This window comes from Fulvivirga lutimaris (assembly GCF_009711525.1).
Taxonomy (GTDB): Bacteria; Bacteroidota; Bacteroidia; order Cytophagales; family Cyclobacteriaceae; genus Fulvivirga; species Fulvivirga lutimaris.
In genome coordinates this window covers 20,101-42,424 of record NZ_SMLV01000419.1, presented here as the reverse complement: position 1 = coordinate 42,424, position 22,324 = coordinate 20,101, and the positions used below count along the sequence as shown (strand labels likewise).

Annotated in this window: 23 protein-coding genes; 7 read left to right on the top strand and 16 right to left on the bottom strand. The window is 39.0% G+C overall.

Annotated features, from left to right (window positions below; translation table 11 throughout):
- Positions 1-43: 43 nt before the first annotated feature.
- The 8 genes from E1140_RS16715 to E1140_RS16680 form a co-directional block, all read right to left on the bottom strand.
- The gene (locus E1140_RS16715; protein ID WP_155186529.1) at positions 44-460 is read right to left on the bottom strand and encodes a hypothetical protein; all 417 of its coding nucleotides are present in this window, start codon (positions 458-460) and stop codon (positions 44-46) included.
- A gap of 185 nt (positions 461-645) precedes the next feature.
- Positions 646-1,632, bottom strand: coding sequence for an NAD(P)-dependent alcohol dehydrogenase (locus E1140_RS16710; protein WP_155186526.1), 987 nt, complete (start codon positions 1,630-1,632; stop codon positions 646-648).
- 104 nt (positions 1,633-1,736) lie between these two features.
- Positions 1,737-3,509, bottom strand: a complete 1,773-nt coding sequence (locus tag E1140_RS22045; protein WP_155186523.1) for a helix-turn-helix domain-containing protein — start codon at positions 3,507-3,509, stop codon at positions 1,737-1,739.
- 264 nt (positions 3,510-3,773) lie between these two features.
- On the bottom strand, positions 3,774-4,487 hold the full coding sequence (locus E1140_RS16700; RefSeq protein ID WP_155186520.1) for a hypothetical protein: 714 nt from the start codon (positions 4,485-4,487) through the stop codon (positions 3,774-3,776).
- A gap of 190 nt (positions 4,488-4,677) precedes the next feature.
- Positions 4,678-5,418 (bottom strand): CPBP family intramembrane glutamic endopeptidase, encoded by a 741-nt coding sequence (locus tag E1140_RS16695; protein ID WP_155186517.1) that lies wholly within the window; start codon positions 5,416-5,418, stop codon positions 4,678-4,680.
- Positions 5,419-5,694: 276 nt separating this feature from the next.
- On the bottom strand, positions 5,695-5,958 hold the full coding sequence (locus E1140_RS16690; RefSeq protein ID WP_155186513.1) for a hypothetical protein: 264 nt from the start codon (positions 5,956-5,958) through the stop codon (positions 5,695-5,697).
- A 102-nt stretch (positions 5,959-6,060) separates the two neighbouring features.
- A complete protein-coding gene (locus tag E1140_RS16685) occupies positions 6,061-6,570 on the bottom strand; it encodes a hypothetical protein (RefSeq protein ID WP_155186510.1) in 510 nt (169 codons plus the stop codon).
- 88 nt (positions 6,571-6,658) lie between these two features.
- Complete coding sequence (locus E1140_RS16680; protein ID WP_155186506.1) at positions 6,659-8,464, bottom strand: serine hydrolase domain-containing protein; 1,806 nt, start codon at positions 8,462-8,464, stop codon at positions 6,659-6,661.
- A gap of 252 nt (positions 8,465-8,716) precedes the next feature.
- Here E1140_RS16680 and E1140_RS16675 point away from each other — a divergent pair, with 252 nt between their 5' ends.
- Both E1140_RS16675 and E1140_RS16670 read left to right on the top strand, forming a co-directional pair.
- Entirely contained in the window at positions 8,717-9,757 is a 1,041-nt protein-coding gene (locus tag E1140_RS16675) for a sensor histidine kinase (RefSeq protein ID WP_185153641.1), read from the top strand.
- Positions 9,754-10,488 (top strand): LytR/AlgR family response regulator transcription factor, encoded by a 735-nt coding sequence (locus E1140_RS16670; protein ID WP_155186502.1) that lies wholly within the window; start codon positions 9,754-9,756, stop codon positions 10,486-10,488. The genes E1140_RS16675 and E1140_RS16670 overlap by 4 nt, the downstream gene beginning before the upstream one ends.
- A gap of 101 nt (positions 10,489-10,589) precedes the next feature.
- Here the strand turns inward: E1140_RS16670 and E1140_RS16665 are convergent, their stop codons facing one another.
- Positions 10,590-11,192 carry a LemA family protein gene (locus tag E1140_RS16665; protein WP_155186500.1) on the bottom strand — a complete coding sequence of 201 codons (603 nt, stop codon included), beginning with the start codon at positions 11,190-11,192 and terminating at the stop codon, positions 10,590-10,592.
- Between the two features lie 75 nt (positions 11,193-11,267).
- Between E1140_RS16665 and E1140_RS16660 the strand changes: the two genes are divergently transcribed.
- Positions 11,268-11,810, top strand: coding sequence for a hypothetical protein (locus E1140_RS16660; RefSeq protein WP_155186498.1), 543 nt, complete (start codon positions 11,268-11,270; stop codon positions 11,808-11,810).
- 143 nt (positions 11,811-11,953) lie between these two features.
- Here E1140_RS16660 and E1140_RS16655 read toward each other — a convergent pair whose 3' ends face one another.
- The 6 genes from E1140_RS16655 to prfA all read right to left on the bottom strand — a co-directional run bounded on the left by E1140_RS16655 (position 11,954) and on the right by prfA (position 17,630).
- Positions 11,954-12,232, bottom strand: coding sequence for a GIY-YIG nuclease family protein (locus tag E1140_RS16655; protein ID WP_155186496.1), 279 nt, complete (start codon positions 12,230-12,232; stop codon positions 11,954-11,956).
- A gap of 305 nt (positions 12,233-12,537) precedes the next feature.
- A complete protein-coding gene (locus E1140_RS16650; protein ID WP_155186494.1) occupies positions 12,538-13,071 on the bottom strand; it encodes a ferritin in 534 nt (177 codons plus the stop codon).
- A gap of 101 nt (positions 13,072-13,172) precedes the next feature.
- On the bottom strand, positions 13,173-13,535 hold the full coding sequence (locus E1140_RS16645) for a DUF6686 family protein (RefSeq protein WP_155186492.1): 363 nt from the start codon (positions 13,533-13,535) through the stop codon (positions 13,173-13,175).
- 252 nt (positions 13,536-13,787) lie between these two features.
- Positions 13,788-15,074, bottom strand: coding sequence for a DASH family cryptochrome (locus E1140_RS16640; RefSeq protein WP_155186490.1), 1,287 nt, complete (start codon positions 15,072-15,074; stop codon positions 13,788-13,790).
- 37 nt (positions 15,075-15,111) lie between these two features.
- The gene (locus E1140_RS16635; protein WP_155186488.1) at positions 15,112-16,527 is read right to left on the bottom strand and encodes a right-handed parallel beta-helix repeat-containing protein; all 1,416 of its coding nucleotides are present in this window, start codon (positions 16,525-16,527) and stop codon (positions 15,112-15,114) included.
- Between the two features lie 29 nt (positions 16,528-16,556).
- Complete coding sequence (gene prfA / locus E1140_RS16630; RefSeq protein WP_155186486.1) at positions 16,557-17,630, bottom strand: peptide chain release factor 1; 1,074 nt, start codon at positions 17,628-17,630, stop codon at positions 16,557-16,559.
- 73 nt (positions 17,631-17,703) lie between these two features.
- Between prfA and E1140_RS16625 the strand changes: the two genes are divergently transcribed.
- Positions 17,704-18,138, top strand: coding sequence for a hypothetical protein (locus E1140_RS16625; protein WP_155186484.1), 435 nt, complete (start codon positions 17,704-17,706; stop codon positions 18,136-18,138).
- Here the strand turns inward: E1140_RS16625 and E1140_RS16620 are convergent.
- Positions 18,135-18,698 carry a DNA-3-methyladenine glycosylase I gene (locus tag E1140_RS16620; protein ID WP_155186482.1) on the bottom strand — a complete coding sequence of 188 codons (564 nt, stop codon included), beginning with the start codon at positions 18,696-18,698 and terminating at the stop codon, positions 18,135-18,137. The two genes, E1140_RS16625 and E1140_RS16620, sit on opposite strands and share 4 nt — an antisense overlap.
- Before the next feature lie 54 nt (positions 18,699-18,752).
- Between E1140_RS16620 and E1140_RS16615 the strand changes: the two genes are divergently transcribed.
- From E1140_RS16615 to E1140_RS16605, 3 genes are read left to right on the top strand one after another with little or no spacing between them, the layout of a single operon-like run.
- A complete protein-coding gene (locus E1140_RS16615) occupies positions 18,753-19,271 on the top strand; it encodes a RidA family protein (protein WP_155186480.1) in 519 nt (172 codons plus the stop codon).
- Between the two features lie 60 nt (positions 19,272-19,331).
- Entirely contained in the window at positions 19,332-21,713 is a 2,382-nt protein-coding gene (locus tag E1140_RS16610) for a GAF domain-containing protein (protein ID WP_155186476.1), read from the top strand.
- Between the two features lie 53 nt (positions 21,714-21,766).
- Positions 21,767-22,276, top strand: coding sequence for a hypothetical protein (locus E1140_RS16605; RefSeq protein ID WP_155186473.1), 510 nt, complete (start codon positions 21,767-21,769; stop codon positions 22,274-22,276).
- Positions 22,277-22,324: the final 48 nt, after the last annotated feature.

Here is a 22,324-nt window from a genome sequence, read left to right as displayed (position 1 = left end):
TTTATTCAACTTTCTTATTGATAATAAACAGAAAACCACTTGACTAATGATTTGCAGGTCTTAAATATTTAAGCCCAATGAGTAATATAACCTGTAAAACCAGAATAATAATTTTCGGATTGATTTCCTGATAATTGATGAATAATGCTGCATGGGTGGAGATATATATCCATAGAACCACGAATCCCCAGTTTTTACGTAAGAGCGCTCCTACTGCCCCTGATGTGAGCAGAATACCCATGAATACAATAAAGGCAAAGTAGGTCACTTCCGTGAATGGCACAATTTGTTTTCCCGCTCGTTCTTCTAAAAATTGTTTTACCTCCATTGTTGCCTCATTTAGTTCCGTGTAGTTAACCAGATGTATTGTTTGCGCTAACAATGCACTTCCTACGCCTATTCGTATAATTCCATATCCCAACAATCCTATGGTTATAAGTATGCCTATTTTGCTTTTCATAGTTATCAAGATTTTTTATTGCTTAACTGTTTTTTCATGGTATAATCAACTGCTGTACCAACCGCTTATCCGAGGCAAATCCACATTCCTAAATTGCTTAGTACGATACCAGCAATGACGCCAAAAAGGACACCTAGTGCCGTTCCGGATATACTGTTAATTTTTGCTTTCATAATTTTTCGTTATTAAGATGTTACAATGACCACATTACCTCTTTTATGGCCTGAATCAATATAGCGATGTGCTTCAGCTACCTTTTCTAATGGAAATTGGCGATCAATGACTGTTTTTAGCCTGCCCTCTTTGTAGATATCCAATACCTCTGAAAGCAGGCCGCGTAGTTTTTCTTCTTTGTTGGCTCCTGTTGCCTCGAACTTGGCTTTCTTTTGACCAAAGAACGAGGTTTTTACCATCTGAAGTAAAAGAGGAAACTTCAGGACTGGAGATAGGTACACACCATTTTCAGAGAGGATGTTTTTGCACGCAGAAAAGGAACTTTTCCCAATGGTATCGTAAACGAAATCATAGCTGTCCTTGCTCTTTGTGAAATCTTTTTGTTGGTAGTCAACTACTTGATCAGCACCAAGAGATTGCACTAACCCAATATTTCTGCCACTGCACACAGCTGTCACTTGAGCTCCCATGTGCTTCGCTATTTGAATAGCAGAAGTTCCCAATGATCCAGAGGCTCCATTGATCAGTACTTTCTGGCCAGCTTCTATTTTAGCTATTTCTATCAGAAAATTAAAGGAGGTCAAATGCCCATCACAGAAATTGGCTGCCTCAGAAAAATCAAGATTTTCAGGCATTGGAAGAATGACTCCATCTTCGGATATGGTCAGATATTCTGCGTTTGAGCTAAAGCCAAAAGTAGTTTCTCCAAACACACGATCTCCAACTTTAAAGTCTTTAACCGCCTCACCAGCCTGCTCCACCACTCCAGCGAAACCGGTTCCAGAAATAGGTTTCTTGGGTTTAAAAAGACCTACAAACAACCTAGCGATGTAGGGTTTACCCGTCCGCATCATGGCATCTGCTGTAGTCGCAGCAGAAGTCATAACTCTTACCAATACTTCATTGGGTTTTGGTGTAGGTCTAGTTACTACTTGTAATTGAAGTACCTCGGGCGATCCGTACCCTGTAGCTACCGTTGCTTTCATTGTCTGATTCATAGCTCATGTTTTGAACACAAGGCAAAAAGACGAAGAAGTGAAAGGGTAAAAGTTCGGTATATTAAGAAGTGGTTCGGATTTATAATTCAGAACCTAATAACAGTTTATAATTGACTTTTCTGGAATTCTTTAGGTGTCATACCTACTTCTTTTTTGAATACAGTGTTAAAAACGGTCTTCGAGTTAAAGCCGCTTTCATATGCCAGCCCTATAAACGAAATATGAGAATTGTCTGGGTCAATGACGAGTTGTTTGAAGTGTTCAATGCGTTTCTTGTTAACGAACTCATTGAAATTTTGACCGATGGATTCATTCAATAACCAGGATAGCTGATTAGGATGAATCTCTACTTGTTCGGCTAGCGAACGCAGCGTTAGTGAAGGATTGAGGTATGGGCGTTCGGATTCTACATACGCCTGTATTTTTTCCACCTGTTCTCTAATAATGGATTGATCAGGATTTCTGTTTTTTGTTTCTTTTGATTTTTCTACTGTTTTAGCATAAACCCTACTATGATATTCTGAATATCTTGGGTGTGAATGGATGGGCTTTCCCAGCGGATCACTAAAGGCAAGAATGAGAATTGAGGAGCCACTTTCAAAAAGCTTCTCTAAAATGCTAAATGCTTCGTCATATCGACCCAGATTGGCATAAGTAAGAAAAAGGTAGGCATGCGCATGATGCGCTTCTGGTTCCTGAGCATGTTTCTCAAGCTTTTGCAAATGTGCGGTGCTTTTCCCATCCATTGCTTCAATCAGGGCAAAGAAGCCTAATCTTTCATCAGGGGTAATGGCTTGCTCTGGAATTTTCTCTATAGTCTGGCGAGCTACTTTAAGTTGACGTTCATGAATAAGGATATAGATATTGACGATAATGGCGGGTAGATTCTGGTCATTTTCTGCCAGCAATTCCTTTAAAATCTCTTGCGCTTTGTCCATTTCGTCAACACGATAGAAATAATTAGCTTCATAGAATTTGGTCTCAGGGTTTAAAGGGTCTATTGATTTGGCAAACATGATATGTTCCCGTCCCTTTTTAAAGTCACCTCTAATTGTGTGGAGAAATGAAACGAATTGATGCGCTTCTGAATATGTGGGTTTGGCTGCCAGAGATCTCATACCATGTTGCAATGCCGCAGTGAAGTTTGCTTTGGTAAAGAAGTATTGCATACCCAACATATAGTTAAGTCCTGCATGGTTTGGGTCAAGCTTCTTTGCTGATTCTAATGCTGCAATACTTTTTTTCCAGGCTTCATTACGTGGAGCAAAACCAGCCACAGCTATAAAACTATAGCTATCCGCTATGCCCAGATAACCATCAATAAGACCTTTGTCTAGCTCTATGGCTTTTTCAAAGTGATCAATTGCAATATTAGTATCCTCAGGATTCCACTTATAAAAATGAAGCCGACCTTTCAGAAGATGTTCGTATGATGAAAGATTCGATGTAGGGCTATTCGCTAATTTATTAGAAATGTTCAGATGCCCATGTTGCTCTCGAATTTTATCAGCGATGAGCAAGCTTATTTCATCTTGCGTTTCAAAAAGATTTTCTAGCTTCCGATCCCAGGTCTCTGACCAGAAATGTACATCCTCTTCGACACCTATCAGCTTGGCACGAACTCGAATTTTGCCGTCATGAATCTGTGCGCTGCCCTCTAGAAGGATTGCTACATCCAGCTTCGTTGCAATTTCCTCAAGAGAAGCTTTATGGTTTTTGAAAAAGAAACTGGATGTGCGAGAGATGACTTTCAACCCATCGATTTTGGCGAGTGCATTGATGATCTCCTCTGTAATACCATCGCAGATGAATTCATTGCTTCCGTCAAGACTGAGGTCACTAAAAGGGAGGACTGCTATAGATTTTCTTGAATTCACTTTCAACTGGATTTTTGCTAATTGACGCTAACCCCAATGTATGAGGCGTGTACTCACACTTGGATCAAAGTAGCAAAATAGTAAAATCTGCCGGTGCATTCAAAGCATCAAATAGGGACTGAGTCAAACAGATCAAAAACCCCCGCGAGCAGAAGAGGGTAGATAGCACTTCAGTTTCCTGGCGGCAGATAAGCGTGAATCTCAGCAGACTCTTTGCAGAAGGCTAAATAAAGCCATGCGCTATATCATATGTTGGCATTCGTTTTATCCAAGGAACTTAATGATTGCATTAATTAAGAAGTCATTAGTTACAATGGCCATAATGATTGGTATCATCAAGAACGTTATGGCCATAACTAAGAAGGTCATAGGATGAACTTTCCTGTACTTTAAGATCTCATATCCAAGGAGTGAAATTGGAATAATAAACGAGCCTACGTATTGAAAAATCTCAGGTAGGCCGAACGGTCGAATAAAGCGATCAAAAGCTGGAGTCAGAAGCAGGAAACTCGCACCAAATATGGCTCTTTTATGTGCATTGGGAGCATTCCGCTTAATGTATGCCAGCAAGATGAGAAACGAGCTGACGAGTGTAAAATATAGGTTCCCGATAACAAATCCGCCAGAGTTTTCAATGGTTCGTATTTCTCCAAAATAGGCTGGGGTGCCCGTCATGATCTCATTTGAAATGTTAAGTACCACATTCAAGTTACCAACAGCCATCAGTATTGCTAGCATAAACCAATAGATGCCAATTTTTTTATGATTTGCTAGTTGTCCTTTTACAATAAGCAGGTTTTGGATGAAGTAGCCTGAAAACCAAAAAAGCATTATTACTCCATGTAAGATTAAATAAAGGGGTAAGGATGTCTCCCTGTATAATGGTCGCAATAAGAAGGTGGGTGTAAAGCCAATGATGGTAATCAAAAGGAAGACAATACTCCAAAAGAAGAAAAAAGTAAAGTTTAGCTTTTTCATATTGATTGAGCAATTGGTATGAATGCCAACGGCCTGGCTATGGTGCATATCCCGAAGGGTGCCATGCAATATACAAAATGTTAGCCTTTCATTTTATTTATTTATCCCTGTAATATGGAGCATCAAAACTGAGCATTATAAGCTTTGTACTATCATGGTAGGCAACTAATCCTATCTGCCAATATTCAAATTAGGCAAGAATATCCCACCCCGCAAAGCCTATAACAGCATAAAATAAGTTACTTAGAACATGAATTAGGATCGCCATTTTTAAAGAGCCAGTACGTGCCAAAATCCAACCCCAGGTAGCACTATACAGAAAATACATGGGCCACAATATCATGGGACTATGGCCAAAGGTAAAAACAATAGAAGTTATCAATATAGCTGCCCATAAGGGTATTTTTTTGGCCAATGAAGACTGTAAATACCCTCTAAATACAACCTCTTCCATAATAGGTCCAACAAAGATGGCCAGCAATAAAAAACCGGACATTTCAAGTGCTCCTCCGCTGGTCTGAATAAAGCTGAACATCTTTGAGCCTCCGCCAATGATTCCTTCGTGACCGAAGGCAGGTAAGATCACCGATCTATATATCCATGCTAAAAAGTGTGTCGATACCAATGCACTTATAACCAATAAAAGACCTTTGCTTTTTTTAATCTTACTTGGTTGAAGTCCTATCTCAGGATAAAAAGCTTTACCTGATCTACGAATATCCCACCAGTAAAAAGTAATTATCATTACTCCACTGAGCAAAGCAGAAGTGAGTCCCAAGATCTCGATAGGAACTTTATTATTAAGGGAAAAGAACTTAAACCCATAAGAGATAGCAATTCCGGCTAGGAGTTGACATGCGTACATGAGCACAATGGCCAGAATTCCCCTCTTTATTGTTAATTGCTGGCGTTTAATTTCCGCTTCTGTCATCCAATTATATTTGTTTTAATAGTTATGGATGCTAACGTCCAACTAAAATGAGTATGCGCCCCAGTTGCTAGAAGCACTGAAGCATCCATTATGATTTTTAATTGCTAGTACTCATTTCGCATATTCATTTTAGTGTTTGTTGTGCATCGTTTATTTTAGGTATAAAGCTACCTTCCTTTCTTCTAAAATCCAGTTTATCTATATCTTCTGTTTCGACTATGAAGCGCAGCGGCATAATGGGAGCGATGATTTCTTATACATTGTAGTGACACGTTTTTATTCTTTTTTAAGTTTCATTATGATTTGAGCGTCTACCCAAAAAATATTGGCCACACTTTCTTCAATGCTCTCACCTAATTTTGCTCGACTAAAATAAAAATACCTTCCGTCTGAGGTTACACTACCATAAAAATCATCACTATCAGTATTGATTTTATTACCCATATTGATCGCAGAACCCCATGATCCATCTTTTTGCCTGAAACATATATATAAGTCTGATCCACCATATCCATCTTCTCTGTCGCTATCCCAAATCAAATACGTTTCATCCGGTGCAATGAAAGGATGCGAAGTATACGTCCCGGAGTTAACTTGTTTTCCGAGAACTTTAGGAGCTTCCCGTTTGCCATTGACGATTCTTCAGTACCTAATCGTTCCGATAGAATCACGTTCATCAAAAAAGTACGTGCCGGACGATGATGCAGTAAGACGCATGATTGGGAATTCATCAAAAGGTGCTCCTAAACTTCTCTCATCCGTCCAGCCATCATCCGTTCGTTCTCTGTATGTATTACCAAGATGTATGGTGTTATTGTCTGTTGCGATAAATACTTCGCCTTCGCTTGTACTCCGTTCAACTGGTTTACTCCATTCGCCACTCTCATAATGAATAACAAAATTCTTAGATCTTTCGCCTTTGCTTTGTCGAAGAAAATAGAATTCTTTCATGTTGGGTGCAAACGCGGGTTCAAGCTCTAGGTCATCGGTTGAAATAATGCCGGGTGCAAATACTTGTGGACTCAATCCAGGTGGGTTTTGACCAAGAAACAACTCTTCTGGTGATTCAGACTTTTCTTCTTTTTGAGAGTTACAGCCATTCGTGACCATTCCTATCGCGAAAAGTGAAAGTAGATAAATCGTTATTTTCATGTGTAAAGTTTGAAATCAAAACCTTGCTGCTTTTAGGTCATGCTTATCACTAATCTCAAGCTAAATACAGCAAAGGTTTTGCAGATTTTCAATTAGGGGATTCGACTAGGTTTCCTGTAATGTTTTCGGACCCATCTGAAAGGGTTAATTCTGCATCATTTAGGGTAATGACTAAATCTTGCATCCCGCCATTTCTGTATCCATCAATAAAGAATTTGTTTTCACCCACTGGAACAAGCGCCACCTTGGTTACATGACTTGTTTTGACAGCATCATCCATAAACATTCCCTGTATTTTATTTTCTGCGTTTACGCTTAGTACCATTCCAATATCAAGGATTTCGAAATGAAATCGTATGTGTACATTTTTACCTTCCTCTCCCTGAATTTTGTAGATGTTGTACGCTATAAATTCACCAGCATCGTTGATGAAATTGGCCCACATACCTTTTAATTGATCCTGCCCTTGTTGGGTGCCTAAGAATCCTTTCATTTGTTCGTTACCGTAAGCTGAAAGTCCTTCAAACTGTTGAGTACTCCAGGCTTTGGCAAAAAACAGGGCAGTTTTGACGGCTTCACTTTTATCATTCGCATCTTTAGAAAATGCATAGGTAAAAATAGACCAAGGTGTTTTCCCAGTTGTTTCCAAGAAGTAGTTACCTCCTTCATTTTTAATAACTAGGGTGTGATCTGTATCCAGTTGAAATGCCTTTTTGCTCAAGCTGACATTGTTTTTTTGAGTGGGAATAGGCGTAAGTTCAACGGGTTTATCTAATAGTAGCGCGACAATTTTATCTGTTATTTCCCCTTCGACAAATGAAATAGCACCCTGAAATTCATCGGTTACCGGATTAACGGAAGTTGCATTGGATAGTATAATCACCTTTATGTTTTGCTCTGGCAACGAGCCCATCATAGAGGCATATCCAGGAAGTAGGCCACTATTGTATATCCATCTTTCTCCTTCTTTTTGATCAATCACCCAGCCTAAACCAGATGTCATTTTATTAACCCCCATGTCTTGAGACCGAGTGTATAACTGATTTACGGAAGCTGCCGTCAAAAGAGTCCCCTTGTCAAGTGCGTGCATGAATTTGTACAAATCGCCAGCAGTTGAATTCACATCAGCAGCACCCATTAGCCATGAAGGGTGAAAGGGAGTTGTGAATTTCTCCAGCTCCTCCATTCCTAAGCCAAAATAGGGGTGAGCCATTTCGCTGACATTTGCAACAGTAGCTGACGATGTACTTTTCATTCCTGCAGGTTTGAAGACCGCCTGCTGCATAAAGCTTGCGTAAGACTGCCTGCTCACTTTTTCAATAATATTGGCAAGTAGTAAGTAGCCGAAGTTATTGTATTCATAAGCTGTACCTGGCTCGAAATTCAACTTGGAGTCTTTAAATTTTGCTAGTAGCTCATCAATACTGATCTCGCTGATTTCTGGCATGAGACCGTTACCCTGGTCATCCACTCTTCCAATATTGGCTTGAATACCCGAGCTATTATTTAATAGGTGCTGAATCGTAATTTGGCTTGAATACTCAGGAACAAAATTTGGAAAGTAAGTGGAAAGTGGAGTTTCTAACGAGAGTTGCCCATTTTCCACAAGCTTCATTATACCTACAGCGGTTAATGATTTTGTAAGTGAGGCGATATTAAATATGGATGCTTTGTTGTTCTTTTTTTGTCCTTCCAGATCAGCATAGCCAAAACTCTTTTCATAAATAATTTTGTTGTCTTTGGCAATCAAGACATTACCCACAAACCGGTTGTAATGTGTGTAGCTTTCAAACAATCGGTCAATTTTTGTTTCCAATTCTTTTTTGGTGTTGGATTGTCCAGAGGAACTGTATCCAAGGCCTAAAATGAGTGCAATAATGATTAACTTTTTCATGATGTGTAGCTTATGATGTATTTGTAAAATCTGTGCTTTCAGTGACAGATATGAGACAATATTAAAGCAGGTAGATGGCGCTTCATAATGAATGTGACCGATGCTTTATAAGGAGTTGTAGACGTTGTTAATTATGTGATAAAAGCAAACTTCACAGCGATCAGAGTTTTTGTCCCTAGAAAAGGATCATTTGTCCCATTGTCATTTAATCATTGATTAAATTTCCTTTCTTTGATCAGGAAAATGAGGAGCATGAATAAACGATCAGAGTCTATCATTCATATTTTATTATGGGGAGTTGGATACTTCATACTATTGCATGAGACGTCAACAATAGGAGATTTCAGGAAAGATACGGGTCCTTATTGGGCTCCACTGTTGTTTGGGATGTTAATGAGTCAACTACTATTTTATACAACGGCCTTTTATTTTGTCCCTAAATTTTTAAGGTTAAAAAAAACAAAGACATTAATCGTATTAGTAGCTACGGCACTCATTACTATAGCACTGTTTGAGAGTTTTGTTGACTATAACTACTTGGTAAATTTTTTCTCCTCAGAGAATGAGAGCTTTCTGGTCTATTTCTACTACAATCTATTTGTAGGGTTCATTGTTCTGCTTGTTGCCCTATCCTACGCTTTGCTTAAGTATTGGATGAGAAATGAAAAATTAAAAAGGGTATTACTCGAGGAAAAATTGTCAACAGAAATGGCTTTTTTGAAGTCTAAAATAAACCCTCATTTCTTGTTTAATGTATTGAATAGTTTTTATGCTAAATCTTTAAAGCATAATGTTCCAGAATTAGCAGATGGAATTTCAAAATTGGCGGAGTTGATGCGGTACATGGTCTACGACACAAATGAAGACAAGTTGCTGCTGGAAAAAGAAATTCATCACCTTAAAAACTTCATTCAAGTATACCAACTACGCATAGCAGAAGAGGACGATGTTTACATCAATTTTGACATTCAGGGAGATTTAAATTCGGTCAAGGTAAGCCCTATGTTGCTTATTCCCTTCGTGGAAAATGCGATAAAGCATGGGGTCATTCCTAATGAAAAGTCAACGATAGAAATAGCATTGAAAATAAAACAAGACTGGATGAATTTTGAAGTGACGAACTCAATTCATAAAGCAGCAAACAGCATTCCAGATAATTCGTCAGGGTTTGGGCTTGATAATTTGAGAAAGCGACTTGCTGTTCTTTACCCTGAGGAACATACATTGGAAACGAGAGAAGAAAATGGTTATTTTATTTCTTCATTGGGGTTAAAAATTGATCAGGCATCATGATAAACTATGTAATTATTGATGACGAGCCGGCCGCTATTGAAGTGCTTCGAATTCATTTGAACAAGATTCCTTCAATGACATTGAAAGCCTCTTTTCGTGACCCAATGGAGGCACTGGAGTACCTCCAGCAAAACACAGTTGATCTCATTTTTCTGGATATAAACATGCCTAAGTTATCGGGTATGAGTTTCCCCAAGTTATTGAAAGATCCTCCCTTGATTATATTCACAACAGCCTATTCGGAACACGCACTGGAAAGTTATGAGCTAAAGGCTGTAGACTATCTTTTAAAGCCGATTCAATTTGATCGATTACTCCAGGCAGTAATGAAAGTGAAAGAAGTATTGAATAAAAGCAATGCTGTTCAATCAGTCAACCCTGAATCAAATGCTAGTGTAGTCGATCAGACTATTTTTATTAAAAGCGGATCGGAATTCCATCAATTGGCTATTCAAGACATTAAATATATTGAAAGTGACAGCAATTATGTGACTTTCTATACCAATAGTAAACCCATACTGGCGCGCTACAAATTATCGGAAGTATTGAGTCTTCTTCCATCTCATCAATTTGTAAGAATACATCGCTCATATGCGGTAGCACTAAAACATATCGTAACGATTAAAAACCATTGTGTGATCATTGGCACACAAGAGGTCCCAATAAGTAGCACGTATAAGGCGGGTTTTTTAGATTTAATAAACGGTAAACTTGGAGAGAGAAACAATTGACCCAAAGTAATTTGGTTTTGGTCGGTACTTTGGAACCAAGTTGAGATGATGCACAACAAAGAAATAGCGGGCATGCCCGCTATTTCACCAATGTATTTTTCTTAGAATTTCACTTCAGGCACTTTTTCAGCACCTTCGTCAGCTTCGAAATATCCTTTGCGTTCAACTCCCGCCATTGGCGCAATCATAGAAGCGGGGATTTTACGAATTTTGGCATTCAATGTTTGCACGGCATCGTTAAACCTTTTACGCTCTACCGCTATTCGGTTTTCTGTACCTTCCAGCTGCGACTGCAACTCCAGGAAATTCTGGTTGGCTTTAAGGTCTGGGTAACGTTCAATGGTTACCAGTAGCCTGGACAAGGCCGAACCTAGGCCATCTTGTGCAGATTGAAATTGACTGATGGCAGCCGGACTCAAATTTGAAGGGTCGATATTTACAGCAGTAGCTTTTGATCTTGCTTCTATTACGCCAGTTAGCGTTTCTTGCTCAAAGTCGGCATAGCCCTTTACTGTGTTCACAAGATTGGGAATGAGGTCAGATCTTCTTTGATAAACATTTTCCACCTGTGCCCATTTACCGGCAACATCTTCATCCATTTCTTGTAAGGTATTGTAAACACCCACAAACCACATGACTAGCATTCCAATAATGACTACGAATGCTCCAAAAACGATTAATAAGATTTTAGCTGTCTTTCCCATAGGTTTTAAATTTGAATCTAAATTAAGCTATTTACACAATTGAAACCAACAATGTTATTCATTGTTAATAACCTCATGAAGCGGATAGCATTCCTTTTATTTTTGATTATTACTGGCTGTAAGATTGATGATGACAAAACCATTGATCGGGATAAGCTCACCTTTAAAATTGGTACGGATACACAGCTTTTTTTTAAAAATGTACGGCAGTCTTATTATGATCTGGAAGAAAATAAGGCCGCTAAATTTAATGTGTTCAGGTTTTCTGATAGAAGTAAAAATCCTGAAGAGAGGGTTTTAAACCTGGCCATTGTGGTCAATTACCTGCAAGATGAGGCTTATTTGTTGATAGAGCCGAGTGAGGCTATAGGTAATGAAAATATTGAATTAAGAGCGCAGCATCCGAATAATGGTGATGTCAAAGGAGCAATTCTCAATGAGATGAACCGTGAGGCCATGCTTAATTTCTGCACAGATGTTTATGAGCTGCTGGTGCAGGGCTATCAATTTGAGATAAAAGTGGGTGAAGAATGGAGGCCTGTTTTAGATAACCATGAAGCCAAGGAGGCTTTCCGAATTACCGTTTCTGATTATTACAGGTTGACGAGGGTGTTTTAAATAAGCTATTTCTTGCCGGATTTATTCCGGCACCTCTTGGATGAAAGTATAAACAGTTATGGTTATAATCAGAGACCCCGGAATATATCCGGGGAGGACTTAAATAAAAGACTCCGAAACAGGTCCGGGGAGGGAATGTTGTATTAATAATTACCATAAAGATCTTCCCATTCAGGGTTCTTCTCATTAATTAGGTTTTCCTTCCAACTTCTTTTGTATCTTTTCAATTGCCGCTCTCTGTGTAAAGCCTCATCTTTTTCAATAAACTCTTCAAAGTATACCAATTTATTACAATTGTATTTTGAAGTGAAGCCTGAAACTAATTGATTTTTATGCTCAAAAACCCGTCTATCCAGATTATCGGTAAAGCCAGTGTAAAGTACCGAATGGTTTTTATTGGTGAGCATATAGACATAAAACATGAATAAAATTAGCTGATTTATTTAATGTATTAACTAGACCCCGGAATAAATGCGGGGAGAAATGTCTTAATATAGTGCTCCCTTGCCGGACATGTTCCGGCACCTCTTGGATAAAAGGTTAAGCAGTCATTATTATAATTGGAGACCCCGGAACATGTCCGGGGATGGTTTCTTCTATTAAGTACTTACTGTATCTATTTCAGTATCTCTTGGATAAGAGATTTGACAGGGGTGTGTAAAACAAAAGACCCCGGAACAGGTCCGGGGAGGCTATATTCTAATAATAAATCTTGGGAGGGTAATTTTTAAGCCCCAGCACCATCATATTTCACATTAAGTATACGCTCTTCGATCATACCCAATGCCAGCTTGTCTTCACCAAGTACATCAAATAATTCGAGGCATCTTCTGGCTACATATTCTTCTTCAATTTGCTCCTGCACAAACCATCTGAGAAACTCTTCAGTAGCTAAATCGCCAACTTTTCTGCACTCGCGAACCATATCATGGATAGAATCTGTAACAGCAATTTCCATTTCCAGTGACTTTTCGAAAACAGTTCTGAGCTTATCAAACTCATGTTGAGAATCACCTACTGTTGGAGAGATAGCCTCGCACTCCATATCTACCAAATAATGAAAGAATTTTAGCTGATGCTCTCTTTCCTGATTAGACTGATTAAAGAAAAACTCGGCACAGTTATCATAGCCATTTACATCGCACCATGCAGCCATAGCAAGGTAAGCAGCCGATGATTGAGCTTCCATTTTTATTTGCTTGTTGATTACGTCAACAATTTCATCTTTCAGTACGGAATGTCTTCTTAGTATATCTTTCATTTCGAAAATTTCTTTATTGTACAACCACAAATGAACAATAAAAGTTGAACCTCTTGTGAATTTGAGGGCAATTTAAATTTAGTCTAAAGAAATAGAAATTATTAAAGGGGCCTTCTTACCAGCTCTTTGTGAATCATGCTGTTAAGCTCGAGCATGGTAAATGCTCCGGCAAATAGCTCTTTTAACTGAAGTACATCGTGAATATTGAGGGCAAATAGTCTGTCACAATGCGGCATGTAAACTATCTCTATGTCGGCTGTATTATCAGCAAACATCTGAGCGAGGTCTATTTTCTGGATTTTTCTTTTGAAAGCAATCAATTGGCAAACTCTGAATTCTACAACCTCTGAGTTAAAGCGCAAAGTATATATCTCAGATGTATCACACTGGTGTAGTGAAGCTTTGTTGGTTTCATAAACCAATTCCAACTGATTGTTATCTAGCGCCATCATAACCTCGGACATTTTTTACAGTGTCTACCCTTCTTTTTATACTTTTTACAGCACTTTTTCAGGACACAGTCGAAGCTGTCCATAGGCGTATTCTTTTCAAAAATGTTGAAAGATTCACTATCCGTCTGCTCTGTATAAAATTCGTTAATCATTATTTAGACTAATTCCAGATAGCAAAGCTATGGAAATTTGATTTTACGAACAATAGACTGGTAGGTATAAAATTGAAGGACTGATGAAAATTATTTTTAATACTGACAATTGTCAGCTCCATAGGGCAACATATTTACCTTTTGGATCGTGCTGTACCCTTTGACTTTCTACATTGAATTCACGGCCATTTCTGGGGTCGTTGCCCACACCAGCTATATAGGCCCAGTTGAGCCAGTTGCTGCAGGGGTCATAATCAATAAGTGAGTGTTCAAACCAGGCCGCACCCCAGGTCCAGTTGACTTTAAGCTGATGAATCAGGTAGCTGGCTACGATCTGGCGCCCTCGGTTGGACATGAATCCGCTCATGCGCAATTCATTCATATTGGCATTGATAAACTCATCTTCTGTTTTACCGTTTTGCCACAACTCGAAGGTTGCGGCATCATTTTTTAGCGTGTGCTCTAATGATGAAATCCCATTTTCAAGAAAGATTTTCTGACCATGTTTCTTGGCCATAAATTTGAAAAAGTCACGCCAGAGCAACTCGAAGATGAGCCAGTAAGTGGAGTCATTATTTTCTCGCAACTTTTCATACTTCTTTACCTCATAGTAGATTGTTTTGGGCGAAATAGCACCTACTGCCAGCCAGGGCGAAAGCTTTGAAGAGTAGTCGGCCCCGACCAGTCCATTTCTGGTTTCTTTGTAGTTCTTTAACAAATCCTGTTTCCAGAAGTAGTTATCCAGTCGTTTGTTGGCCGCTCTTTCTCCGCCTTCGAAATCTAAGACCGCACGCTTGTCATTGACAGTTTCTTCAAGACCCAATTGACTTAATGTTGGAAGTTCTCCTAATTCAATATTGGTGACCGCTGGCAACTTGGTTGGCTTTTGGAAAAGTGCTCTCACCTTAACTGTACTCTCAGCTTCCTTTCTGAACTGTGTAAAAACATCGGGCACTTGCTTAATGGGCCATGGCACATCCTCCTGATGAAAAAGCGTTTGTTGCCAGATGAGCTTTAATGCAATGCCATTCTTAAAAAGCGAGGCTTCCAATGCTGCTTCTATAATTATTTCATCATAGGTAATTTCTTTGCTGGCATAAACTTTTACGGCATTTACCTCTTTTGCTATAGCTGGAATGAGTATTTCGGGTTTGCCGATTCTTATCACTAAATCGGAGCCTATTTTTTGCAGATCAGATTTTAGTTGAGCTAATGTTTCAATAATAAATTTGGTTTTGAACGATCCTGTTCTGGTAAAACCCAAATTAGAAGTCTTGTAATGCCGTGGGTCAAAGATGTAAACAGGGATGATATCAAAATTGGCAGCTGCCTCGACAAGTGTTTCATTGTCAAGTAATCTAAGATCATTTCTAAACCACACAATTGCGTTCGACTTCATACAGATAAAACCAAAAGCAAGAAAAATGGTTTAAAGCTTAATTCTCCTTTCGCTCAAATGCGCCTATATCGGGTTTTTCGTCTCTAGCATTGCCATCAAGGTCTATGAGAAACCCAAGATCAATGGCCATATCTTTAGCAGGTGAGAGTGTATCGAGTTGATAGTCAAATTCGCCTGGGTCAAAGAATTTAGGATCCTCATTAAGGAGATTATCCACATCTGCAAATGCATTCTCCTGGCTTTTTAGGATGTTATTGGTAAATAGAATTTCTGTGCTGGTTTCTCCGGAATTGCTAATTAAAAGTTCGTCTCTAAGGCTTCCCCAAACAATGCTATTGGTCATGGAGAAGTTAAGGTCACCTAGCAAAACTGAATTATCGCCCAGTAAGAGGTTATCAGATAACACAAGCACAGGATCTCTACGGAAAAAGTTGAATGAGAAGTTGGCGAATGTACAGTGCTCATAGGTGTAATTACCGCCAGCAAGATTGCCAACAGCATTTAATTGACAGTTATTGATCAACACGTTAGCCGCGTACAGGTCTGAAGAGATGGCCAGCAAACCAAAACCTGGCTGCACAAGGCTGTCGATACTTGGGATTAGGGCATTGCCACCCATATTTTCAATGCGTGTATTGGTAAGCCGTAAATCAGGTTCATCATCATCGTCTGGTGTGCCCAAATAGATGCCCACATTAGAATTTCTAATATCAGCAAAGTCAATTTGATTGCTATTGCTACCCACAAGAAATATGAGTCCACCCCACTGCCCTGGAGCATCAGTAAACTGCTCATCAAAACGATCATTGGTAAAGGTTACTCTGTTTTCTGCTGAGCCGTTGGCTAAAATTGTTCCTTGAATAAAAATGAAAGAACCATTGTGCGAGTATATGCGTGTGCCTTCTTCAATAGTCAAAGTGCAGCCTTCTTGTATCAAAACAGAATTGTATAATACATAAGGCCGTTCTGCTGTCCAGGTGGTGTTGCACACCAATACCGAATCTCTTAAAAAGTTGGCGTCCTGCCCCCACGAAACCAGTTCAACGGATTGTAGATTGCCATTGGTATTGAAGTTTACCTGATCGGTAACTACAAAAGGTAAATCCTCATCCATTGGATCTATAGTAACTTCTGCTAAAATTAACAGGCTGTCTTTACCCAAAAGACGCACATTCTCGACTTCAGGACCGGCAATACCATTGACAAAAATTGAATACGAAGAGCCACTACCTGACTCGAGCGAAACGTTGCTAATGTTCACCGCATTTTCAGCATCGTTATAGACCCTAAACCTTTTGGTAACGCTACCGATGGTGCTGAATAAAGTATCGAAGTATACAGTGTCAGTAGAAAATCTGAGACTGGCGGCTGAGTCCAAAGTAAATTTCTCTTCTTCTGGTGTGCACGAGAAAAAGAGACAATACAATAATGGAATGATTAATAACCGCTTCAAGATTTTATGTTAACGATGCAAGTAACGGATTATTCCATTGCTCCATCTTCCATTTTAGCCGCGCTTTCTGCTATTCTCAACTGGCTGATAAATTCTTCGATTTCACCATCCATTACAGCAGGTAAATTGTGCTGACTATAATTGATACGGTGGTCAGTCACTCTACTTTGTGGGTAGTTGTACGTTCTGATTTTATCAGAGCGGTCACCACTACCTACCATAGATTTTCTTTGAGCGCCAACGGCCTCGTTGTGCTTGGCTAATTCAATTTCATACAGCCTTGATCGCAATACCTTTAATGCTTTATCAAAGTTTTTGAGCTGTGACTTCTGATCTTGACAAGACACTACCAAGCCACTCGGAGCATGCGTTAATCTTACAGCCGAATATGTTGTGTTTACCGACTGTCCACCTGGGCCAGATGAGCAGAAGGTGTCCTTACGCACATCGTTCATGTCAATTTCTACATCTACCTCATCCATTTCTGGCAAAACTGCTACAGTGGCTGCTGAGGTATGCACTCTACCTTGAGTTTCTGTTTGTGGGACACGTTGAACACGATGCACGCCAGATTCAAACTTTAAAGTACCATAAGGCTCATGACCTGTTACAGTGCTTACTATTTCTTTATACCCGCCACTTGTACCTTCTGTAAGGTCAAGTACCGTTAGTTTTAATCCATTTTTTTCGCAGAACCTCTGGTACATTCTGAAAAGATCGCCTGCAAAAATAGCCGCCTCGTCACCACCTGTACCAGCTCTAATTTCTAAAATTGCCTCTTTCTCGTCATTAGGATCTTTAGGAATCATCATTTCCTTCAGAACAGCTTCTATGCGCTCTTTTTCAGGCTCCAGCTCGTCAAGCTCCATCTTGGCCATTTCACGGAACTCTTCATCCTTCTCCGTTTTTAAAACGTCTTTGGCATTTTTAATATTTGAAAGTACCTCGCTATACTCATCATATTGAGTAACGATTTTTTCAAGATCTTTATATTCTTTGCTGAGCTGCGAATATTTTTTCATATCAGACATGGCATCTGGCTGCACAATAAGCTGCCCCACCTCTTCAAATCTTTGTTTGAGCTCTTCTAATTTAGCGATCATAAGGATTACGATTAAGACTGCAAAACTAACAAATAGCATCATTTTATAGTAATTTTGATTTAAATCGAATGACATGAAGAATTTTGTGATTGTATTAATGGCAGTAGTGGCCCTGACATCATGTGAGGCTAAACTTTCTGAAGATCAGCGCAAGGCATTGCATGAGGAAATGGAAGATCGGAAGATCAAAAAGATTAGCCAGGAGGATATATATAAAAAGGCATTGGAAGAAGGCAGATTGGTTTTGGAGTCTGTTGATAGTGGCAATATCGATTCTGTTAAAGCCGCATGTAAATGTGAGATCTCAAATCTCACGAGCAAAGATGACTTATCAGAAGTGGAACTGAAATTATACGAGGCCTATGAATTCAACCCTAATGGTACTGACAATATTCAAAAAGAGGGCGATCAGTTTTTAATCTACACTAAACCGCAGGTAGCGAATGATAGCCTTGCCGGGTTATGGATGATTAAATTTCCTAAAAGCGAAATTGTAAAGAAGATCTAAACTTCGTGATAGCGGAAGCAGCTCACGGCATGATCATTTACTAATCCGCAGGCCTGCATGTGCGCATAGATTATGGTGCTGCCAACAAATTTAAACCCTCGCTTTTTTAAATCTTTGCTCAGTGCATCAGACTCTGGCGTTGTAGCAGGCACCCCTTGCATCGATTGCCATTTATTTACAATTGGTTTTCCACCTACAAACTGCCAGATATACTTGTCAAAAGAGCCAAATTCCTTCTGTACCTCGATGAATTTTTGAGCATTGATAACGGCTCCTCTAATTTTAAGCTTGTTCCTTATAATATCAGGGTTTTCAATAAGCTTTAAAATTTTATCCTCATCATATTTTGCCACCTTTTCTACTTCAAAGTTGGCAAAGGCTTTTCTGTAGCCGTCTCTTTTTTTAAGCACTGTTGACCAACTTAATCCGGCTTGGGCGCCTTCCAGAATCAAAAACTCAAAATGTGTTTTATCATCATGCACGGGTACACCCCATTCTTCATCATGATATTTTACATAGGCATCAAAATGACCTTCGGCCCAGCTACAACGATTTTTCATATTGGTAGGATTAGTATTCTAAAATTATGAAATTACCTTTTAAAATAAACTCCTATGAAAAAATCAGTACTACTCATTTTATTGTCAATGATCACGTCATTCTCATTTGCACAAACTGCAGAAGAGAACATTAAAAAGTTAAATATTCAGCTTTTTAAACCCAGTCCGCCTATTGCCAATTATGTAAAGGCGGTGAGAACAGGCAACCTGGTTTTTATGGCCGGTCATGGTCCATCAAAAGCTGACGGCACTTCCATAAAAGGAAAACTGGGTGCAGACATGACTGTTGAGGAGGGCTATGAAGCAGCAAGGGTGGCTGCCATTTCAGTGCTTTCTTCACTAAAAGCAGAGATCGGAGATTTGAACAAAGTGGTAAGAATAGTTAAGCTAAAAGGTATGGTTAACTGTACTGCAGATTTTCTTGATCAACCTCAGGTTATCAATGGCTGTTCTGATCTTTTAGTAGAAATTTTCGGAGATAAAGGAAAGCATGCCAGAGCCGCTGTGGGAATGGTATCTCTCCCATCAAATATTGCCGTGGAAATTGAAATGGTCGTGGAGATTGCAGAATAGTTGTTTTAGATAAACTTATTTAGAATCATTCTCGTTCTTCCTTTTATCAACCAGAAGAACATGAATAAAAAATTATCTATAGATACTTTTCCCTTCAAATCTCAACTGAACTTAAGTTCATTGGTAGAGTATTGGGAGAGCAACCTCAAGAAGGATAATGGTATTGGCCTTTATCCTACCGAGCATATATTAAGGAGTATTAAAGAGGCTCCGGAACTAAAACAACCTATTGATGATCTGGCAGTTTTAGAAAAACACAAAGAGCTTGTCGGGTTTTTAATGAGTGCCATTATTCCCAGTGCTTTAATAGACACAGAACTGTCGGCAGGGCTCGTACCTTTTAATTTCAAAGGCTTTTTCGCTACCGAAGGTTTTAAAGCTATTCTTCCTTTAGATAAAATCAGGGAAGATATTGCGCTTAAGAATGAAGCTAAAAACATGTCTGCAGGTAAGATTATCAAGGCATCTGCGCTTATTCTTAAAAAATTCTATAACACTAACATTGAACTAGATGAACCAATGTTAGTGACAATACCCGACACAGCAACCGGTCTTGATAGAATATATAAAGTAGACTTTAGTTCAGATTTTGTTGATGTTGTCAATGTGGGAGAGATTAAACCCATCAGTGAGGAGAATCTGAGCCTCATGATGGATGATCTTTACAATACTGAGCTATGGCTGCAACATATAGACCCTGATAATTTTGTATTTCAGGGCTTTAATATTTGCAGACTTGTGGAGGTAACGGTTGAAGAAATGATTTCTTCGATAAAGTACGACCTGCTGAAAAAGGACGCGGTCACCTGTCCAATGAGCTTCGAAACCATCCAGAAAAAGATTAGGTCCATATTCAAACTTCCGGAAATGAAGTTAGGCCTTTCGTTTTTTGATGTTGATAACAATATTATTTCTAATCAAGGTCTGAGCAATTGGAACAGTTTTATGATGCCTTGCCAGCCGGAGGGTCTTTCATGTAATTATTTTGCTGGATCAATGTATGACAGAGCATTCCAGCAACAGCGACCTGTGATTATTGAAGACCTTTCAAAAATGGCTGATAAGACCCATGTAGAAAAAAGTCTGATAGATCAGGGAATAAATAATGTAGCCATTGCCCCATTGATATATGACAATGAGGTCATAGGTATGCTTGAATTAGGAACTCCATATGCCAGTAAATTAAATCCTGTTAGTGCCAGTAAAATGGAGGCTGTATTGCCAATGTTTACCGCTGCGGTAAGAAGAGTTCTGGAGGACATGAAAACGGAAGTTCGCGCCATTATTCAAGAAGAGTGTACAGCTATTCACCCAAGTGTGGAATGGAAATTTTTAGAAGAGGGGTATAAAATTCTGAGTAAAAGGAATTCTGGTAAAAAAGTGACTTTGTCTGATATTACATTTCCAGGGGTTTATCCACTTTATGGCTTATCAGATATTCGTAATTCATCCAATGAGCGAAACACCGCTATTCAGAAAGACCTTATTGATAATCTGAAACAGGCTAAAAAGGTGATAGCTGCCGTTACTTTGAAGCAAGAAATGCCGATTTTGAATGAGATGAAATTCAGAATTGACAATGAGCTTAATAAAATAAGTAAAGGCCTTAATTCTGGAGATGAAACTTCAGTGCTCGATTTTCTGAAGAACGAAATTGTACCGGCATTCAACCACTTTAAGATCATAGACGCTGAGCATAAAGGTATCATTGAAAAATATGAGGAGCAGCTGGATCCAGAATTAGGCGTGATTTATAATAAGCGTAAAAGCTTTGAGCAAAGCCTTACCAAAATCAATGAGACTATTAGTGCTTATTTAGATACGGTAGAAGAGGAGGCACAGCAGATCTTCCCGCATTATTTTGAAAAGTATAAGACTGATGGTGTTGAGTATAACATCTACTTAGGGCAGTCAATGGTCAAGGATAAGACCTTTGACACCTTATACCTCAATAACTTTAGGCTGTGGCAATTGATCACAATGTGTGAGATTGCTAATAGAGTGGAGGCATTGAAGCCTACTTTATCTACTCCGTTAGATATCACACAGCTGATATTGGTGCATGGAGAGCCCTTGTCTATCAAGTTTAGAAAGGACGAGAAGCATTTTGATGTAGATGGTGCTTATAATATCAGGTATGAAATTGTTAAGAAGCGTATTGATAAGGCGTTTATTAAAGATACCACAGAACGATTAACACAGCCTGGCAAGGTGGCCATTGTTTATACTCAGCAGAAGGAAGCTGATGAATATATGCGTTATATCTCATACTTGCAGTCTATAGATTACCTGAAAGAGGAAGTGGAATGGTTAGAACTTGAAGAGCTGCAGGGCGCACATGGATTAAAGGCCTTAAGAGTGTCTATTAATTTCTGTGCTGAGAAGCAGTCGTTCGGTAATGAGGTTATTCAAAATGTTTTACAAAACATTAATGAAAACTAGCATCAGTTGATTTCTAATCACAGTTCGTTATTTTAGCATCAAATTGTAATACTATGAGAGTTACCATTTTGATGCTATTTCTTTTTTCGGCAGGGCTTGCAGAGGCCCAGGATGTAAGAGAATTGGACAAGCGAAACGGCTTCAAGGACATAAAGGTGAACACCTCGGTTTTAGATTATGAGGGGCTAGAGTTTAAAAAGGAAACTGATGATAAATTATTTCCAGAGGCTAAAATCTATGTGCCTATAAAGGGGTATTATGAAAGTATCGGCAGTCTTAAAATTTATGATTTGGAAGTAAAGACCTATAGAGACTCTATATTTCAAATTATTGTAGTCACTGATAAGGATCCGAACCTATACAAAGGACTAAAGAAGGCCTTTGGTGAGCCAGAATATCATTATCGGTCTGGCTTTTATCATTGGACTGCTGAAAACCTCAGACTATCTTATACTCCTCATCAGAAAGATAAAATTGAGATGAAATACGAATCTTTCCTGATGCGCAATAAGCTAAAAAAGGATAAAGAAGAAGTGGTAGAAGCCATTGTTGATGATTTTTAATTACTAGTACCGCTTCAAAAACTTCTTCTCTGCGTTACTCTGTTAACT

Bases quoted from the DNA above. Each gene is read 5' to 3' on its own strand.
- E1140_RS16715 (WP_155186529.1), bottom strand. From the start codon at position 460: ATGAAAAGCAAAATAGGCATACTTATAACCATAGGATTGTTGGGATAT.
- E1140_RS16710 (WP_155186526.1), bottom strand. From the start codon at position 1,632: ATGAATCAGACAATGAAAGCAACGGTAGCTACAGGGTACGGATCGCCC.
- E1140_RS16700 (WP_155186520.1), bottom strand. From the start codon at position 4,487: ATGAAAAAGCTAAACTTTACTTTTTTCTTCTTTTGGAGTATTGTCTTC.
- E1140_RS16695 (WP_155186517.1), bottom strand. From the start codon at position 5,418: ATGACAGAAGCGGAAATTAAACGCCAGCAATTAACAATAAAGAGGGGA.
- E1140_RS16685 (WP_155186510.1), bottom strand. From the start codon at position 6,570: ATGAAAATAACGATTTATCTACTTTCACTTTTCGCGATAGGAATGGTC.
- E1140_RS16680 (WP_155186506.1), bottom strand. From the start codon at position 8,464: ATGAAAAAGTTAATCATTATTGCACTCATTTTAGGCCTTGGATACAGT.
- E1140_RS16675 (WP_185153641.1), top strand. From the start codon at position 8,717: ATGAATAAACGATCAGAGTCTATCATTCATATTTTATTATGGGGAGTT.
- E1140_RS16670 (WP_155186502.1), top strand. From the start codon at position 9,754: ATGATAAACTATGTAATTATTGATGACGAGCCGGCCGCTATTGAAGTG.
- E1140_RS16665 (WP_155186500.1), bottom strand. From the start codon at position 11,192: ATGGGAAAGACAGCTAAAATCTTATTAATCGTTTTTGGAGCATTCGTA.
- E1140_RS16660 (WP_155186498.1), top strand. From the start codon at position 11,268: ATGAAGCGGATAGCATTCCTTTTATTTTTGATTATTACTGGCTGTAAG.
- E1140_RS16655 (WP_155186496.1), bottom strand. From the start codon at position 12,232: ATGTTTTATGTCTATATGCTCACCAATAAAAACCATTCGGTACTTTAC.
- E1140_RS16650 (WP_155186494.1), bottom strand. From the start codon at position 13,071: ATGAAAGATATACTAAGAAGACATTCCGTACTGAAAGATGAAATTGTT.
- E1140_RS16645 (WP_155186492.1), bottom strand. From the start codon at position 13,535: ATGTCCGAGGTTATGATGGCGCTAGATAACAATCAGTTGGAATTGGTT.
- E1140_RS16640 (WP_155186490.1), bottom strand. From the start codon at position 15,074: ATGAAGTCGAACGCAATTGTGTGGTTTAGAAATGATCTTAGATTACTT.
- prfA (WP_155186486.1), bottom strand. From the start codon at position 17,630: ATGATCGCTAAATTAGAAGAGCTCAAACAAAGATTTGAAGAGGTGGGG.
- E1140_RS16625 (WP_155186484.1), top strand. From the start codon at position 17,704: ATGAAGAATTTTGTGATTGTATTAATGGCAGTAGTGGCCCTGACATCA.
- E1140_RS16620 (WP_155186482.1), bottom strand. From the start codon at position 18,698: ATGAAAAATCGTTGTAGCTGGGCCGAAGGTCATTTTGATGCCTATGTA.
- E1140_RS16615 (WP_155186480.1), top strand. From the start codon at position 18,753: ATGAAAAAATCAGTACTACTCATTTTATTGTCAATGATCACGTCATTC.
- E1140_RS16610 (WP_155186476.1), top strand. From the start codon at position 19,332: ATGAATAAAAAATTATCTATAGATACTTTTCCCTTCAAATCTCAACTG.
- E1140_RS16605 (WP_155186473.1), top strand. From the start codon at position 21,767: ATGAGAGTTACCATTTTGATGCTATTTCTTTTTTCGGCAGGGCTTGCA.